The sequence below is a fragment of the Henriciella aquimarina genome, from assembly GCF_002088975.1.
GTDB lineage: Bacteria > Pseudomonadota > Alphaproteobacteria > Caulobacterales > Hyphomonadaceae > Henriciella > Henriciella aquimarina.
Genome location: NZ_NCST01000062.1, coordinates 62510 through 79370 on the forward strand (window position 1 = coordinate 62510; position 16861 = coordinate 79370).

Sequence of the window (16861 nt, forward strand, 5' to 3'; positions counted from 1 at the left end):
CTTCAGGCCGCAGGCGGGAAGACCGGTTCTTCATCGCCCGGTGTCCATTGCGAAAATTTCGGCATGACGGCCTTGAACCGGGCGCTTTCGAGGTGTCCGGTCAGCCAGCGCTGAAGGTTCGGCAGGGCCTGGGCGTCGAACCAGGCCCGGTCGGCATTCGCGAACTGGCGGACAAAAGGCATGATCGCCATGTCGGCGAGCGAGACCCGGTCTCCGAACAGTTGCGCGCGGCTTGCCAGCCGCTCATCGAGCCGTGCCAGGAAGGCCAGCCCTTCGCGGCGGTGATGTTCGAAGTCGGCGTCCTCGAAGCGGGCGGCATATTTGTAGCGGTCGAGATGGTGCTTGAAGCCGCCATCGCATTCGGCAATCAGCGCCAGCATATCTTCGAGGGAACCCTCGTCCGGTGTAAGCCAGTCCTCCGGATCGTTTGCGCGCAGGGCGTGCAGCATGACGTCCAGACTCTCTTCGATGACGGTGCCATCCTCCAGAACGAGAACCGGCACTGTGCCCTTGGGCGAGGCCTCCAGCATGGCGGCCGGCTTGTCGCGCAGGACGACCTCGCGCAGGCGGCATTCCAGCCCGGCTGAGGCAATCGCAAGCCGGGCACGCATGGCATAGGGGCAGCGCCGGAAGGAATAGAGGACCGGCCGGGCCATCAGGTCGAGGATTTGGCCGGTGTCCGCCCGATATGGTCCATGCCGCGCTGGCGGGCGAGCTCGACCTGCTTCTGGCGTTCGGCAAAGCGTGCGCGTTGTTCCTCGCTGAGGCTGTCATGGCAGGCCGGGCACGATATGCCCTCCTCATATCGCGGATCGGCGCGGTCTTCGGCGCTCACCGGGCGCTTGCAGCCATGGCAGAGTTCATAGGAGCCGAGTTCGAGCCCATGGCCGACGGAGACGCGCTGGTCGAAGACGAAGCATTCGCCCTGCCACTTGCTCTCGGGCGCGGGCACGGTTTCGAGGTATTTCAGGATGCCGCCCTTGAGGTGGAAGACGTCGTCCACGCCCTCTGCCTTGACGAAACTGGTCGCTTTCTCGCAGCGGATGCCGCCGGTGCAGAACATGGCGACCTTCGGTTTTCTGCCTTGGGATTCAAGGTCTTGCTGGAAAGAGCGGAACCAGTCCGGGAATTCCCGGAAGGTCTTTGTTTCCGGATCCACCGCGCCTTCGAACGTGCCGATGGCGAATTCATAATCATTGCGCGTATCGATGACGACGGTGTCCGGATCGCTGATCAGCGCGTTCCAGTCCTCCGGCTCGACATAGGTGCCGACAAGGGCGTTCGGATCGGTGCCCGGCACGCCCATGGTGACGATTTCGCGCTTCAGCCGCACCTTGAGGCGCCAGAAGGGCATCGCCTCGGCATGGCTTTCCTTCCAGTCGAGATCGGCGCAGCCGGGCAGGGCGGTCAGCGCGGCTATGGCCTGATCCAGCGCAGGCCCTTCCGCGGCAATCGTGCCGTTCAGGCCTTCAGCGGCGACAAGGACAGTCCCTTTCGCGCCGGCCTCGGCCAGGGCCTGCTCGACCCGGGCCCGGATCTCGTCCGGCGCGTCGAAGCGGACAAATTTGTAGAAGGCGGAAACACGAACACTCATCACGCCCGCTTATGCCAGAGGGCGCGATGAGGTTCCAGATTGGTCCGGCAGATGACGGGCCCTGTTATGTGACGTGGTTTTACTTGGCTTCGTCGGCCGCCGAGCTGACGGCATCGCCGGCAGACGAGACGTCCTTGCCCATGCCCGAGATGGTGTTGCAGGCCGCCAGGGCCGGGACAGCGAACAGGGCGATAAAAACCAGAGCAAGCTTCTTCATGATGAGTCTCCTCAGTAAGGGAGGTGCATATTCTGCCAACCATGAAAATTCGCAATGGGAAAAATTGGCGCGCTTTGCCGACATCTCTTATTCCCAAATGTGCCGACTCCCTGCTAATAGGGCGCCCATGAAATCCGCAGTCATCGTTTTCCCCGGTTCGAATTGTGACCGTGATGCCCAGACGGCGCTTGAGAGTGTCACGGGCGAGGCGCCAGCCATGGTCTGGCACAAGGATGGCGAGATCCCCGAGGGCACCGATCTCATCGTCGTGCCGGGCGGCTTTTCCTATGGCGACTATCTGCGCTGTGGCGCGATGGCAGCGAATTCGCCGGTCATCGGCGCGCTGAAGCAGCATGCCGAGCGCGGCGGCTATGTCCTCGGCGTGTGCAATGGCTTCCAGGTGCTCACCGAGACGCGGCTGCTGCCGGGCGCGCTCCTGCGCAATGCCGGGCTGGACTTTGTCTGCAAGCCGCAGCCGCTCAAGGTCGAGCATGCCAATTCGGCCTTCACCAGCGCCTATGCCGGACAGGGCGAGGTCAGCATTCCGATCGCGCATCATGACGGCAATTACTTTGCCGATGACGAGACGCTGGACCGGCTGGAAGGCGAGGGCCGTGTGGCGTTCCGCTATGCCGGCAATCCGAACGGCTCGGCGCGCGACATTGCCGGCATCCTGTCGGAAAATGGCCGGGTGCTCGGCCTGATGCCGCACCCGGAGCGGGCGATTGGCGGGCATGAAGGCGGCGGCGACGGACGCGCCATGTTCGAAAGCCTGCTCGCCGCGGTCTAGGCGGGCGCGGCCGCGCCTCAGGCGTTCGGCACCTGCTTTCCCACAGACATCCCATCGCGAGGGCTCTGCAGGGCCTCCATTCTTTGCGCATGGGCCGATGGCGGGACGAGCCGCAGGGCGAAGAACAGATCGCCTTCGAACCCGGTCGGGACCCAGTAGCGCGCCAGCGTGCCATCCGGGTCGGCAAAGGCGGCATGAGCAATGTCGTGGCTCTGCATCCGCGTGAAGCGCAGGCCCGTACCCTGGAAACAGATCGGCTCGAACCGGTCGGAAAAGGGCAGGCGCAGCCGGCTCAGCCTTGCGCGGCGCGTAACGGCAAGGGCGGCCTTGATCAGCTCCGGCACGACGCGGGCCTGGTCGGCGCCGGGGCGCACATCCAGATCAATGATTTCCAGGTCGGCCGGCTCGAAGGTGTTCGGCTTGGTGATGGCCAGCTGCATCAGCCCGTCCAGTCCGTTGCGGCCCGGCAGGCCGAGCAGGGCAATGCGGCCGGGCGCATCCGGATCGGCCATCTGCCAGGCATAGACGTCCGCGCGGCGCACCGGTGCGGCGCGGTGGGCATGGCTGGCGGTTTCGTTGAACTCGTTGAGTCTTTCCGCATCCGACGCTTCGTCCGGATGCAGCGCACAGACTGGCCCGCTGGCGGGCAGGAAGCGCTCCAGCGAGCGCGGCGCGCGGGCAAACCATTCACGCCTGGCGAACCAGTCATAGATGGCTTCCTTGCGCGCGGCCCGTGTCAGGGCGACGCCGGCGGCCATGGTGACGGAGTGGACCGGCCATTCCAGGCGCGCGCGTCCGCCCTGGCCGAGCCAGGCGGTCAGGCCGAGCTTCTTGTGCAGCCGGCCGGCCATTGCATTGTTGTTGAGCGAATAGACGGCGGAGATGCCTTCTGTTGCCAGCGCCCGGCGCGCCAGTGCGAACCCGGCGCCGCGCCCGTCATGGCTGGCGATGAAGGTATGGCCGTTGATGGCGCGTTCCGGCTTGCCGTTCACCATGAAGCTGCGCGTCTGCAGGCCGATTACCGCGAGCATCCGCCGGTCGCGTTCGGCCACCAGGCCCGGTGCGATCTCGCCCTGATCCGGATTGCCGAACAGGGCCCAGCGCCAGCCTTCCGCGCTGCGGGCCGGAAAGCCCGCTTCGGCGACCAGGCTCATCAGGCCTTTCATGTCTTCAGGCTTCAAGGTCCGGATGGTGATCATGTCGGCATTGCCTCCCAGTCTGCCGATATTAACAGGGATTGGCTCAGATCTGCTGAAAGCGGCCTGTTGAATTTGATGCTTTTTGGAAAAGGCTTTCGTGCCCGCTTTGAAGCGGGTTAAGGAAGTGAACTATACCGAACGGGGGAGGACGTAAGGATGAGAACACTGTCGATTGCCGCCCTGGGCGCGGCCCTTTTCATCGGCGCCTGTGGCGAGTCAAGGGATCTCGGTGAAGAGACGCCAGTGCCCGAAGCGCCCGCCGAGACGCAACCGGATGAAACCGGCGAGGCCCCGGCTGAGGAGGCCGCTGCCACGCCCGCAGACTACAGCGACATGGCCAACTGGCTCTGCCATCCAGGCAAGAGCGAGGATGCCTGTTCGGGCGATCGCGACTACACCCGCGTCCAGGCGGATGGCACGCTGGAGGTCGAGCGGTTCGAAGCTGCCGAGAACCCGCAGATCGACTGCTTCTACGTCTATCCGACCATCTCCATGGACATGACCCCGAACAGCGACCTCACGCCCGGCCCGGAGGAAAAGCGCGTCACGGCCCTGCAATTTTCCAGCTTTGCCGAGACCTGCCGCCTCTTCGCGCCCGTCTATCGTCAGGTGACCCTGCCGCACCTCCAGACCATCATGCGCGGCGGGGAATACAAGGCCGACGAGGATCTCGCCTTCGATGATGTGAAGGCGGCCTGGCATCAGTATCTCGACACCGGGAATGATGGGCGCGGCGTTGTCCTGATCGGGCATTCGCAGGGCGCGCGCATGGTCGAGCGGCTGCTGCGCGAGGATATAAGCGGCAGCGCGGCCGAAGACCTCATCGTGTCGGCCATGCCGCTCGGTTTTACCATTTATGGCGATGACGAGAGCGGCGCGGTCGGCCCCTTCGAACTCTGCACCACACAAGGCCAGACCGGCTGTGTGATCAGCTATGTCAGCTTCCGTTCCGATTTTCCGCCGCCGGCCGAAAGCCGTTTCGGTGTGAGCGATGAAGACGGTCGCCGCGCTCTCTGCGTCAATCCGGCGGAGCTGTCGGGCGATGACGGCGCGCTCGATGCGCGCCTGTCGAAGGCCGGTTTTTTCGGGCTTGAGAATGTCAGCTTCGTGGACGACGAGACCATCGAGACGCCCTATGCCGCGCTGCCCGGCATGCTGTCGGGCGAATGCGTTGAAGGCGACAACCACACCTGGCTCTCGGTCGATGTGGCGGGCGATCCGTCCGATCCGCGTACCGAAGACATTGCCGGCGACGTGGTCGCGGGCGGCGAGATCCTGCGCGACTGGGGCCTGCACCTGATCGATGTGAATGTCGCCATGGGCAATTTGCTCGACATCGTGGCTGCCCAGGCCGAGACCTGGACGGCCCGCGAAGCCGCCAACGAGACGGGGGACTAGCGCCTGCCGGGCACTCAGGCCGGGGTCGTGATCCGGCTGGCGAGCGCGGCATGGCCTTCCACGATCCGTTTCACCTGGGCCGGGTCCGGCTCGATATTGCCATTGCCCATGTCGTGCGTGCCGCCGAGGACGAGCCCCGTGCGCCGGGGAAACATGTAGAGCACGCCTTCATCGCTTGGCGCGACATAGGAATAGTCGATCTCCGGCTGGGGCAGGAGGTGGGTGAGCTGGCCGCGGATCGGCGTCAGGCTTTCGTCGCCAAACAGCGCCCCTGCGCCGAGGCCGGTGCAGTTGACGATCACCTCCTGCGGTAGGCCCATCACCGCCTCGAGACTGTCAAAGTCACGCGCCTCGAACCGGGCGCCGGCCAGCTGCGCATCCTTCATGATCTGGTCGAGATAATAGTCCGGATCGATGATGATGGCGCGAAAGCGCTCCATATAGGTATAGCCGAACAGCGTGTTCTCATGCACGCGCTGCAACTCGGGATAGAGGTCGTCGCCGCCCGGCAGGGGCTGGTACTGGCCGGGCTCGCGGCGCGACAGGGCATGGTGATCGGACCAGTAGACGCCATAGCCGGGCCGGTTCACATAGGGCAGGAAACCGCGATGCGCCGCCCGGATCAGGACCCGGTTGCGGCGCAGGAAATCCTCGCTGGCTACATCCGGGTCGTAATAGCTTGTCGGCAGCCACAACACGCCGGCGATATTCGACGTGGTGTGCGGCGGCAGGGCGGCGGCATAGACGCGGACATCGTGGCCGCGCCGTGCGAGGATAAGCGCGGTGGTCAGCCCCATGACGCCTGCGCCGAGCACGGCGATGGAGCGTCTGCCCTGCGCAGATGCCATGTCGGCCGCGACGGTAGAGGTGCCCCAGGACATGGTAACGCCGCATCCGCCATGCCCGTAATTATGGATGACGGCCTTCTCGCCCAGCCTTTCCGCGTCGAGGCGGTAGCCCTGCGGGCGGTAAGGGCGCAGGCCCACCACCGTGCGGGTGACCCGGTCCATGGAGGAGTGCACCGGCGCATAGCTGCGCCCCGGCAGGTAGGGCTTGCCGGAGGGCGGGCCGGGCGGTGGCGTCAGCGTCGTGCAGGCGCCGAGTGAAGCAAGCCCCAGACCTGACAGGACGTCGCGCCGTCTCATCGTGTGTCTCCATGTGATCCGAAAACCCTATCCTTGCGGCGGTGCCTGGTCCGGCACAAGCCTTCTGTTTCATCGCGCCCAAAGAAAAGACCGGCTGCATGGCAGCCGGTCGATTCCTGTCAGCGATGATGAATTCGCTAAGCTTATTCGGAGTCTTCCTCGTCCTCTTCGGACACGTCGACCTCGACAGGCTCGTTCGGGTCGAAGGAGAGCCCCGGGCGGCATTCGTCGACGAGGGTGTTGAGCAGCTCGCCGGCCGGAATGACGACCGTGTCATAGCCGGTGACGATACGGATTTCGCCTTTCGCGGCGCCCAGCATGTTCGCGAAGTGGTCCTGGGCCGACACGGCGATCTGGGCCGGCGTGCCATTGACCTGGTAGGAGCGCGAACCGGCGGAGGTGTAGACCGCGATGGACGGGTTGTCGCCGGCGACGGCATCCTCGTCGACATAGCGGCGCATGACGATCTGGTTCACACTGTCTTCGCCATTGTCCTGGCAGAAGACGACGAGCTGCCGGTCGCCATTGGCATCGGTGAATTCGGCCCCGTCATTGCCGCTGACCGTGGCGCTCGCCCATTCGCCTTCGATGGCGCTGCCGGACATTTCGGTCGACATGATCGAATTTTCGAACTCGGTCGTGCCGGAACTGCTCGGCTCACCGCTTTGGCCTTCCGGGTGCGGGGTGGGCATGGTCGCATCGGGATCGACGCTGCCGCTGCCGCAGGCGGCAAGTGCAAGAGCGGCCAGGCTCAGAGAGAGATGGCGCATGGAAATATCCTCCAATCCAGTCTGGATAGTAACTCGAAACATGTTCACCGGGTCCGGTTTAAGCAACACTGGCAGGAATTTCCACCACCTATCTGGCGACTCGCAGCACATGGCGTTATGGAGCCCGAATGACAGACACATCCGCCATTCTTGCACATCTGCGCGCCACGCAGACCGAAGACGACGCCGCCGGGCATGGAATCAATGCCGAGGAATGGAGCCGTCTGGTCACCCGGCTCGAGCGCCAGCCGAACCTGGTCGAGCTCGGCATCTATTCGGTGATGTGGTCGGAGCACTGCTCCTATAAATCCTCCCGCCGGCACCTTTCCAAATTCCCGACGAAAAACGCCCATGTCATCCAGGGGCCGGGCGAGAATGCGGGCGTGATCGATATTGGCGACGGGCAGGCGGCCATCTTCAAGATGGAGAGCCACAACCACCCCTCCTATATCGAGCCCTATCAGGGCGCGGCGACCGGGGTTGGCGGCATCCTGCGCGACGTCTTCACCATGGGCGCGCGTCCGATCGCGCTGGTGAACGCGCTGCGCTTCGGTTCGCCGGAGCACCCCAAGACGCGCTCGCTCGTGGCCGGGGTCGTCTCCGGCATTGGCGGCTATGGCAACTGCGTCGGCGTGCCGACGGTCGCCGGCGAGACCCAGTTCGACGCAGGCTATGACGGCAACATCCTCGTCAATGCGATGGCTGTCGGCCTGGCCGACCAGGACAAGATTTTCTATGCGCGCGGCGCCACGCCCGGAAACCCGATCTTCTATGTCGGCTCCAAGACCGGCCGCGACGGTATCCATGGCGCGACCATGGCGTCGGCGGAGTTTTCCGAAGGCGACGAGGAAAAGCGCCCGACCGTGCAGGTCGGCGACCCGTTCACCGAGAAGCTGCTGATCGAGGCCTGCCTCGAACTGATGGCGACCGATGCCATCCAGGCGATCCAGGACATGGGCGCCGCCGGCCTCACGTCATCCTCCGTCGAGATGGCCGACAAGGGCGGCATCGGCATCGACATGGATCTCGACAAGGTGCCCCAGCGCGAAGAGGGCATGACCGCCTATGAGATCATGCTGTCGGAAAGCCAGGAGCGGATGCTCATGGTGCTGAAACCCGGCAAGGAAGACCTCGCCAAGAAGGTCTTCGAGAAATACGACCTCGATGCCGAAGTGATCGGCATGACGACCGATACCGGCCATATGGTGCTGCGCCAGTTTGGCGAGGTGATCTGCGATATCCCGGTCGCGCCGCTGGCCGAGGATGCGCCGAATTACGACCGGCCCTGGGTCGAGCCCAAGCCGCGCGCGGCCTTCGATGTGACGGAATACGATGAGCCGGAGGATTATGCGCAAGTCCTGCTGAAGCTCATGTCGTGTCCGGACATGGCGTCGAAACGCTGGATCTGGGAGCAGTATGACCGCCACGTGATGGGCGACACGATCGACAGTTCGCAGAGCCAGGGCGATGCCGCCATTGTGCGCATCCACGGCACGACCAAGGCGCTGGCGATCTGTTCCGATTGCAACCCGCACTATGTCGCCGCCGACCCGTATGAAGGCGGCAAGGCCGTTGTGGCCGAGGCCTATCGAAACCTGTCATCGGTCGGGGCGCAGCCCATCGCGATTACGGACAATCTCAATTTCGGCAATCCGGAAAAGCCCGCCACCATGGGCTATATCGTCAAGGCCATCGAAGGCATGGCCGAAGCCTGCGGCGCGCTCGACTTCCCGGTCGTGTCCGGCAATGTCAGCCTCTATAATGAGACCGACGGCAAGGCGATCCCGCCGACGCCCGTGGTTGGCGGTGTCGGCCTGATCGAGGAGGTCTCGAAGGTCGCGACGTTGAAAGGCGCGCAGGATGGCGACCTGATCTTCGTGCTCGGGGGGCAGGGCGGCCATCTTGGCGCCTCGCTCTATGCCCGCGAATGGCTGGGCCTGAATGGCGATGAGCTCGGCCCGCCGCCATCTGTCGACCTGGAAGCGGCCGTCCATGCCGGCCAGAGTGTGCGCAAGCTGATCGAAGACGGCGCGGTGCGCGCTGTCCACGATGTCAGCGATGGCGGTGTGGCCTGTGCGATTGTGGAGATGGCGCTTTCTGCCGGGCTCGGCGCGGACATTCACGGGCCGGAAACGGCACGTGCGGGGTTCCTCTTCGGCGAGGACCAGAACCGGTATGTCGTCGCGGTCGATCCGTCGAAGGAAGACACGATCCATAAGGCCTTCAAGGCGCTGGGGCTGGCTTACACACAGGCCGGCGTCTTCAAGCCTGAGACGATTGATTTCGTGCTGGTCGGCTCGGCCCCGCAAAGCCTGCCGGTCGCCCGCCTCCGCGAGGCCCATGAAGGCTGGCTGCCCCGCTACATGAAGGGCGAGGGCTGAGCCGCACGCAAAATGGGGCGCTGACCGCCGTCGGAAAAAACTCTCCGCCCGCGGTGATCCAGCCCATGCGGGGGCGCGTATCAGAAGTCATAAAGAGCCCCTTCGCTGGTCCCCCTCTCATTCTCGCGTCGAGGGCTCCTTCTTCCACCTTGCGCGTTGGCCGCTGCATACGTCCCCGCAGCGCCAACGCGAATTTCTTGCGCCTTCACGCCCATAGGCAAAAGCGTTTCCCGGCTTTGCCCGCAGGAGAAGGCATGAAATCGCTTCTCCGGCCATTGACCTCCCGCGCGCTTGGCGCTTCGGTTGCGCCACCATGGAGGTCCCCAAAATGAAAAGAATATTCTTCACCGCCAGTGTCACCGCCCTTGGCTTCGCGATGCTGTCCGGCTGTGCCGGCAACCGCTCCGACGACCTGCCGCCCGCCGAGGCGCCGATGCCGCCGTCTGAAAGTGCCGGCATGAGCGGTGTTACCGAGGCCGGCCCGACGGTCGCCGATGCGCGCGCCTTCCTCGCGCGCGCCGAGAGCGAACTGGCGCAGATGTCGAAAGACATCAGCCCGGTTTTCTGGGCGCAGGCGACAAACATCACCGACGAGACCAATGCAGCGGCTGCAAAGGCCGGGGCGAAGGCCACGAAGATGGCGGTGTCTCTCGCCAATGAATCCAAGCAGTTCAACGGTCTGGAGCTGCCAGCTGAGCTGGCGCGCAAGATGGAGCGCCTGCGGTCCGGCGTGACGATCCCGGCGCCGTCCACCGAGGGCGCTGCGGAAGAACTCTCCGAGATCACGACCGGCCTGGAAGCGACCTATGGCACCGGGACCTTCATGTATCAGGGCGAGGACCTCAATCTCGACGAAGCCTCCAACATCATCGAGCAGAGCCGCGACCCGGAAGCGCTGAAAGCCGTATGGGAAGGCTGGCGCACCGTCTCCCCACCGATGAAGGACGATTATGCCCGCATGGTCGAGATCGCCAATGAAGGCGCGACCGAGCTGGGCTACGACAATCTCAAGACGATGTGGCTGTCGAAATACGACATGCCGCCGGAAGAGATGTCGGCCGAGGTCGAGCGTCTCTGGACCCAGGTCTCGCCGCTCTATGAAGAGCTGCACTGCTATGTCCGCGCCGAGCTGAACGCGCAGTATGGCGACGAGGTCCAGCCCGAGACCGGTCCGATCCGCGCCGACCTGCTAGGCAATATGTGGTCGCAGAGCTGGGCGAACATCTATCCGGTCGTCGAGCCCGAGGGCCTTCCGGGGCAGGGCTATGACCTGACCGAAGAGCTGAAGGCGGCTGATTATACCCCGCTCAAGATGGTCGAGACGGGCGAGGCCTTCTTTACCTCGCTCGGCTTCGCGCCGCTGCCGGAGACCTTCTGGGAACGCTCCATGATCGTGCGCCCCGACGACCGCGAAGTTGTCTGCCACGCGTCTGCCTGGGACCTCGATGACGAGGAGGATGTGCGCATCAAGATGTGCACGGAGGTGAATGCGGAAGACTTCTACACCGTCCACCACGAGCTCGGTCACAATTTCTACCAGCGCGCCTACAAGGACGTCGACTATCTCTACAAGGATGGCGCCCATGACGGCTTCCACGAGGCGGTCGGGGATTTCGTCGCGCTTTCCATCACGCCGGTCTATCTTGAAAAGATCGGCCTGATCAGTGAAGGCCAGATCCCGGGCGAAGAGGCCGACATCTCGCTGCTGCTCAACACCGCGCTCGACAAGATCGCCTTCCTGCCCTTTGCGCTGACCGTCGACAAATGGCGCTGGGACGTGCTCGACGGCACGACGGCGCCGGCGGACTACAATCCGCACTGGTGGGAGTTGCGCACCGCCTATCAGGGCATCGTGCCGCCGGGCCCGCGTCCGGATGATGCGTTCGACCCGGGCGCGAAGTATCACATCCCGGCGAACACGCCCTATCTGCGCTACTTCCTCTCCTACATCATGCAGTTCCAGTTCCATAAGGCGGCCTGCGAGCAGGCTGGCTGGGACGGTCCGCTGCACCGCTGTTCGATCTACGGCAATGAAGAGGTCGGCCAGCGCTTCAACGCGATGCTCGAAATGGGCGCCTCCGAACCCTGGCCGGACGTGCTGGAAACTTTCACCGGGTCGCGCGAGATGGATGGCTCGGCCATGGTCGAATATTTCGACCCGCTCGTGGACTGGCTCGAAGAGGAAAATGAAGGCCGTTCCTGCGGCTGGAAATAAGCTCCACAGCGTTTGAAACCGGAAAGCCCCGGCGCCGCATAGCCCGGGGCTTTTTCGATTTCAGCTCTTTTACAACGTTATACAGGCGTCAAACCAACGCGGCCTACCACGCTCTTTCAAACGCCTGACCTTCATCTCCCGCCTCATGTGCTGGCCACCCCTGAAACCAACCCTGGGCCAGCGCCTCTGAATGGAGAGACGTATGAAAACGATCAAAACACTCATGACCGCTGCGGCCCTTGTGGCCGGCACGGCGGCCGTTGGCGGCCAGGCCAATGCGGCGATTCCGGAAAACGATTTCCGGTTCGACTACGATCCCGCCCTGCTGAGCAGCATGGCCGGGCGCGTGGAGCTGCGCGAGAGCCTGAAGCTCGAAGCCCGCGACTACTGCCGTCGCCACACCCAGACGCGCCAGTCCATGCGCATGGAGCGGCGTTGCCAGCATGTCGTGATCGACGACGCGCTGCGCCAGCTGTCTGCCAGCGAGAAGGTCTCCGGTGACCGTCTCGAAGCGACCGGCGCTTCCTACAGCCTGCGCGACCATTGCACAGGCCGTGCTCGGCGCTGATAGGGCCGCATCCTCATCACGTCGAGACTGCCCCGGACCGGCCAGGTCCGGGGCTTTTTTCTGTCAGGTGCACCAGCTGCGGTTCGGCCCGCCCCAGCGGTGGGCAAGGCCCTCGCTGACCAGCTTCTCGCCGACCGAGCGGCCATTGACCCGCGCCACACGCAAAAGGCGGCCATACTTGTCGCGGTCGCGTGAGCCGGTCTTTTCCAGCGCCACCTGGCCTTCATTCAGCAGTGCCGTCAGGCGTTCGCTGGCGCGGTCGCCCATATGCTTTTCCCAGGTGCATTCCGGGGAGAAGATTTCCGGCGCGTCGATATCGGCGAGGCGTACCTTCTCTCCCTCGGCCCAGATCGTGTCGCCGTCGATGACGCAATTGACGCGCGGGCCGCCGCTGCAGGCGGTGAAGCTGACCGTATCGGGCAGCGGTGTCAGCTCCGGGCGCGGACGCTCGAAATAGGAAATGCCGATCGCGATGGCGAGCAGGATGAGAAGCGGCAGGATGGAGACATCCCCGCCCTGGACCCTGAGCCAGCGCCCGAAAAAGAATGACCTGACAAGGCGAACCATTGGCCTGCTCCCGTGCGAGAGCCGCCACAATGGTTACCCAAAGGTTACGAAAACCTTTCCAATTCGTTTGGTTACGGACGTTTCATGAACGCTCAGCGCTTCGCCACCCAGTCGTCGGCGGCCTCGGCCATGAGGATGATGGTATCGATGCAGCGCGCGAAGATGGCTGGATCGATGTTCTCTGCGGTGTCACTCGGCTTGTGATAGTCGGCATGATCCTCGACGCCGAGATAGATGAAGGGAATGCCAGCCTGCAGGAAAGGGGCATGATCCGACAGCAGCGACCAGTCCTGATCGCCCCAGCCCGGGCTGTCATGCCCGCGGAAAAGCGTGATCGGGGCTTTGGCGGCCACCGCGTCGATCAGCGGGACTAGGTCCGGGAAGTGATAGCCCCCGACGGCATAGAGCTCGCCCTTGTCGGCGCGCGCGACCATGTCGAGATTGATGTTGAGCGCGATCTTTCCGCGTTCGCCCTCCGACAGCGCCTCGAGGAAATGCTCGGCCCCGCCGAGGCCATACTCTTCCTTGTCGAAGAAAGCGAAAATGATTGTGGTTTCAGGGGGGTGGGCCTGAAACCAGGCAATCGTCTCAAGCAGGGCGGCCACACCGGAAGCATTGTCGTCGGCGCCGGGATAGAGCTCGCCGTCCTGGATGCCGAGATGGTCGTAATGCGCCGAGATCACGATGGCCTTGGGCGAGGCTTCATCCTTGCCGCGGATGAAGGCGACGAGATTGGTGGCCTCGACCGTCCTGTCCGCATCGTCGGGAGCATCGGTGTCGAAGCTCATGCGGTAGCCCTCGCGCCGGGGCGGCGAGACACCGAGCGAGACGAGCTGCGCCTCGATCCATTCCATCGCCTTGCGGTTGCCGGGCTCTCCGGTCTTGCGCCCTTCGAATTGCTCCGAGGCGAGCGTGCCGACAGCCTCCATGGCGCGGGCGGCGTTATGGTATTGGGCCTGATAGGTGCTCTCCGTCGCGCTCGCCGGACCTTGTGTCTCGAAAGCCGGGGCGTTTGAGCAGGCGGCCAGAAGCAGGGCGGTCGCGAGAAAAATCTGTTTCATGCAAAGGGGCTCCGGCGCAGGCAGGCGGCTTGACCCTAGAGCCAATGCGGGCCATGTGCCAGCCGAAGGAGACAGCCTATGGCCATGGACCGCGACACGCTCGAAACTCATCTGAAGGACGCCTTTCCGGAGGCCGAAATCACGCTGACCGATCTCGCCGGTGACAATGATCACTGGCAGGCCGAGATCGTCTCGCCGCAATTTGCCGGCGTGCCGCGCGTGAAGCAGCATCAGATGGTCTACGCCGCGCTGCGCGGGAAGATGGGCGGCGAGCTGCACGCCCTGGCGCTGAAGACGCGCGCGCCGGCCTAGTTTCCGGGCGTTTCGCCGTCCGGCACGGTGTCGCCGCTGCCCGCGGGCAGGCGGCCTTCGATCCCGGCGGAATCCTCCAGGTCGCCCGGCAGCCTGTCCACATCCTGCACCGAATAGGAGCGCATACCCGTGCCGGTTGGCTCGGCAGCAGCCTCGCGTTCGTCCTTGCGCACCCATGGCGGCGGGGAGCGAGGCGTGTCTTTTACCTGCGGTGCGGGTTTGGGCGCTGGCGGGGGCGACATCGCTGGGGCTGGCGGCTCAGAGCTTTCCTGCAAGCCCGGTTCAGGCGCGCCTTCCAGAGCAGGGGCTTCGCTGCGCCGCAGCGCAGGTTTCGCGGGCGGTGGTGTCTCTGTCACTGGGGCCGGGGCAGGCTCCGGCGGGATGTCCTGGATCGGTGCTTCCACGACCGGGGCAGCTGGGGTGACAGGCGCGGCGGCTGTGTCCGGCGCCCGCGAAGGCATCCGCCCCGACACGGCGCCCGGCTGCGCGATGACCTCGCCGGGCGTGTCGTGAAGCTCGCAGCGCGGGCCGATGCGGAAGGTCGGTGGAGTCAGTGTCCAGGCGCGGCACTGGCTGTCTTCGGCGCACAGGCTCGCACAGGCGTCCGGTGTGGAGCCGCGCACCGACGAATAGGCCGGGCCCGTCCGGGCGGTATTCTTCTCAAAAGAAGCGCTCTCGCCGGCCTCTTCGGCCAGGGCGGCCGCGCTTAGGAGAACGGGTAGGGCAAGGACTGTCATGGCGCGCCGCATGGCCACGTCTCCTGAAGAAAGGATCGTCTTCGCAAGTCTAGGCGGGAAGGCTTTAAGAGGGCGTTGCCTTATTCCTTCGCGCCCATTTCCTCTTTCAACGCTTCGATGGCCAGCCAGTCTTCCTCGGCCTGTTCAAGCTCGCCGCGCGCGGCGACCAGCCGGTCGCTGACGGCCTGGAATTTCTCCGGGTCGGCGTTGAACAGCTCCGGATCGGCCAGCTGGGCCTCCAGCTCCTCGATCTCCTTGCCGAGCCGGGGCATGGCGTCTTCGGCCTCTTTCAAACGGTGTTTGTCCTTGAAGGACAGCTTCGCCTCGCGCTTGGGCGCCTGACCGCCGGAGGCAGAGGCGCCTTTGGCCTTCGTTCTGTCCTTCGCTGGGGCGGCTTTCTGAGAGGTCAGCGAGGGTACCTGCCGGGCCGCATCGCTCCAGCCGCCGGCCGTCTCGACCCATTTGCCGCCGCCCATCGGCACCAGGCAGGAGGTGACGATGGCATCGAGGAAGGCCCGGTCGTGGCTGACCAGGATCAGCGTGCCGTCGAAATCGGTCAGCATCTCTTCCAGGAGGTCGAGCGTCTGCATGTCGAGATCGTTGGTCGGCTCGTCCAGCACCAGAACATCGGCGGGCTGGGCGAGCGCGATGGCCAGCGTCAGCCGGTTGCGCTCCCCGCCCGATAGCGCCGAGACAGGCTGGCGCAGCTGTTCGGAGGTGAAGAGAAAGTCCTTGGCATAGGCGGCGACATGCTTGGACTTGCCCTGCACCATGATGGAGTCGCCGCCCGCCGGAGTGAGCGCTTCCCAGAGGGTTTCATTGGGCTTCAGCGTCTCGCGCGTCTGGTCGAGATAGGTGACGGTCAGCGCCTGCGCGATCTTCACCGAACCCGTATCCGGCGTCAGCTCGCCGAGGAGGAGCTTCAGCAGCGTCGTCTTGCCGACGCCGTTCGGGCCGACAATGCCAATCCGGTCGCCTTTCAGGATGCGCAGGGACAGATCCTTCGCGATCACCGTCTCGCCAAACGCCTTGGACAGGCCGAAGGCTTCCAGCACCTTGCGGCTCTGGCTGTCGCCGCTCTCGGCCGAGAGCCCGGCGGTCGACTTCGCCTCGTTGAGCAGCGCCTTCTGCTTGGCATGCTGGGCGCGCAGCTCGTGCAGTTTGGTGAGCCGGCCCATATTGCGCTTGCGCCGGGCCGTGACCCCGCGTGCCAGCCAGTGCTGTTCGCTCTTCAGCTGCGTCTTCATGCGCTGCAGCTGCTTTTCCTCTTCCGCCTCGATGCTGGCGGCCCAGTCATCGAACTCGGCATAGCCGCGTGGGCTTTTCCACACCTTGCCCTGGCGTAGCCAGAGCGTTGTCGTGGTAACGTTTTCGAGGAAGCGCCGGTCGTGGCTGACCAGCAGCACGGCGCCGGGGAAGGCTTTCAGCCGGTCTTCCAGCGTCTCGATCATCGGCACGTCGAGATGGTTTGTCGGCTCATCGAGCAGCAGGATGTCCGGGCCTTGCGCAAAGGCCTTGGCGAGCGCCGCACGGCGGATCTGGCCGCCCGACAGCGTGTTCGGATTAGCGCCCGGATCGATGCCGAACAGGCCAAGCTCGGCTTCGGCCATCCAGGGCTCATCGGTGCCGTCGCTGGCATAGTCGAGCACGGTCTCATAGGCCGAGAGATCCGGCTCCTGTTCGACGACGGCGACCTCTGTGCCCGGCTGGCGCCAGACATCGCCGGCATCGGGGTCGTGGCGGCCGGTGACGAGCCGCATCAGCGTCGACTTGCCCGCCCCGTTGCGCCCGACAAGCGCGGCGCGCTCGCCCTTGGCGAGGGTGAAGGTTACACCGGTAAAGATCGGCGTCCCGCCAAAGGTCAGCTCGACATCGGCGAGGCGCAGGATGGGAAGCTCTGCCATTTG

At 64.6% G+C, this 16861-nt stretch carries 16 protein-coding genes; 6 read left to right on the forward strand and 10 right to left on the reverse strand.

The annotated features are described in order from the left end of the window. Positions 1–2: 2 nt before the first annotated feature. From B8784_RS09980 to B8784_RS09990, 3 genes are all read right to left on the reverse strand, one after another. A complete protein-coding gene (locus B8784_RS09980) occupies positions 3–656 on the reverse strand; it encodes a glutathione S-transferase (protein ID WP_084397821.1) in 654 nt (217 codons plus the stop codon). Then, on the reverse strand, positions 656–1594 hold the full coding sequence (trhO, locus tag B8784_RS09985) for an oxygen-dependent tRNA uridine(34) hydroxylase TrhO (RefSeq protein WP_084397822.1): 939 nt from the start codon (positions 1592–1594) through the stop codon (positions 656–658). Before trhO ends, B8784_RS09980 begins: the two co-directional genes overlap by 1 nt. Before the next feature lie 79 nt (positions 1595–1673). After that, the gene (locus B8784_RS09990) at positions 1674–1811 is read right to left on the reverse strand and encodes an entericidin A/B family lipoprotein (protein ID WP_084397823.1); all 138 of its coding nucleotides are present in this window, start codon (positions 1809–1811) and stop codon (positions 1674–1676) included. Between the two features lie 127 nt (positions 1812–1938). Between B8784_RS09990 and purQ the strand changes: the two genes are divergently transcribed. Further along, positions 1939–2601 carry a phosphoribosylformylglycinamidine synthase subunit PurQ gene (gene purQ, locus B8784_RS09995; RefSeq protein WP_084397824.1) on the forward strand — a complete coding sequence of 221 codons (663 nt, stop codon included), beginning with the start codon at positions 1939–1941 and terminating at the stop codon, positions 2599–2601. A 17-nt stretch (positions 2602–2618) separates the two neighbouring features. Here purQ and B8784_RS10000 read toward each other — a convergent pair whose 3' ends face one another. After that, positions 2619–3800: a GNAT family N-acetyltransferase gene (locus B8784_RS10000; protein WP_084397825.1), complete on the reverse strand. Its 1182-nt coding sequence runs from the start codon at positions 3798–3800 to the stop codon at positions 2619–2621. Between the two features lie 156 nt (positions 3801–3956). Between B8784_RS10000 and B8784_RS10005 the strand changes: the two genes are divergently transcribed. Next, complete coding sequence (locus B8784_RS10005; RefSeq protein ID WP_084397826.1) at positions 3957–5198, forward strand: DUF3089 domain-containing protein; 1242 nt, start codon at positions 3957–3959, stop codon at positions 5196–5198. Positions 5199–5212: 14 nt separating this feature from the next. On the opposite strand, the gene B8784_RS10010 is transcribed toward B8784_RS10005, so the two are convergent. Then, positions 5213–6343, reverse strand: coding sequence for an FAD-dependent oxidoreductase (locus B8784_RS10010; protein WP_084397827.1), 1131 nt, complete (start codon positions 6341–6343; stop codon positions 5213–5215). 143 nt (positions 6344–6486) lie between these two features. Continuing rightward, positions 6487–7113 carry a hypothetical protein gene (locus tag B8784_RS10015; RefSeq protein WP_084397828.1) on the reverse strand — a complete coding sequence of 209 codons (627 nt, stop codon included), beginning with the start codon at positions 7111–7113 and terminating at the stop codon, positions 6487–6489. Positions 7114–7241: 128 nt separating this feature from the next. Here B8784_RS10015 and purL point away from each other — a divergent pair, with 128 nt between their 5' ends. The 3 genes from purL (at position 7242) to B8784_RS10030 (ending at position 12277) form a co-directional block, all read left to right on the forward strand. After that, positions 7242–9494 (forward strand): phosphoribosylformylglycinamidine synthase subunit PurL, encoded by a 2253-nt coding sequence (gene purL, locus B8784_RS10020; RefSeq protein WP_084397829.1) that lies wholly within the window; start codon positions 7242–7244, stop codon positions 9492–9494. A 328-nt stretch (positions 9495–9822) separates the two neighbouring features. Then, positions 9823–11709, forward strand: coding sequence for a M2 family metallopeptidase (locus tag B8784_RS10025; protein WP_084397830.1), 1887 nt, complete (start codon positions 9823–9825; stop codon positions 11707–11709). 202 nt (positions 11710–11911) lie between these two features. Further along, entirely contained in the window at positions 11912–12277 is a 366-nt protein-coding gene (locus B8784_RS10030; RefSeq protein WP_158085645.1) for a UrcA family protein, read from the forward strand. Positions 12278–12340: 63 nt separating this feature from the next. Here the strand turns inward: B8784_RS10030 and B8784_RS10035 are convergent, their stop codons facing one another. Both B8784_RS10035 and B8784_RS10040 read right to left on the reverse strand, forming a co-directional pair. After that, on the reverse strand, positions 12341–12844 hold the full coding sequence (locus B8784_RS10035) for a thermonuclease family protein (protein ID WP_233356059.1): 504 nt from the start codon (positions 12842–12844) through the stop codon (positions 12341–12343). A gap of 92 nt (positions 12845–12936) precedes the next feature. Next, positions 12937–13905 (reverse strand): M20/M25/M40 family metallo-hydrolase, encoded by a 969-nt coding sequence (locus B8784_RS10040; RefSeq protein ID WP_158085646.1) that lies wholly within the window; start codon positions 13903–13905, stop codon positions 12937–12939. 78 nt (positions 13906–13983) lie between these two features. Here B8784_RS10040 and B8784_RS21300 point away from each other — a divergent pair, with 78 nt between their 5' ends. Continuing rightward, positions 13984–14217 carry a BolA family protein gene (locus B8784_RS21300; protein WP_143435410.1) on the forward strand — a complete coding sequence of 78 codons (234 nt, stop codon included), beginning with the start codon at positions 13984–13986 and terminating at the stop codon, positions 14215–14217. On the opposite strand, the gene B8784_RS10045 is transcribed toward B8784_RS21300, so the two are convergent. Together B8784_RS10045 and B8784_RS10050 are read right to left on the reverse strand one after the other, a co-directional pair. Then, entirely contained in the window at positions 14214–14954 is a 741-nt protein-coding gene (locus tag B8784_RS10045) for a PAN domain-containing protein (RefSeq protein WP_158085647.1), read from the reverse strand. The two genes, B8784_RS21300 and B8784_RS10045, sit on opposite strands and share 4 nt — an antisense overlap. A gap of 80 nt (positions 14955–15034) precedes the next feature. Beyond that, positions 15035–16858, reverse strand: coding sequence for an ABC-F family ATP-binding cassette domain-containing protein (locus B8784_RS10050; RefSeq protein ID WP_084397834.1), 1824 nt, complete (start codon positions 16856–16858; stop codon positions 15035–15037). Between the last annotated feature and the right edge of the window lie 3 nt (positions 16859–16861).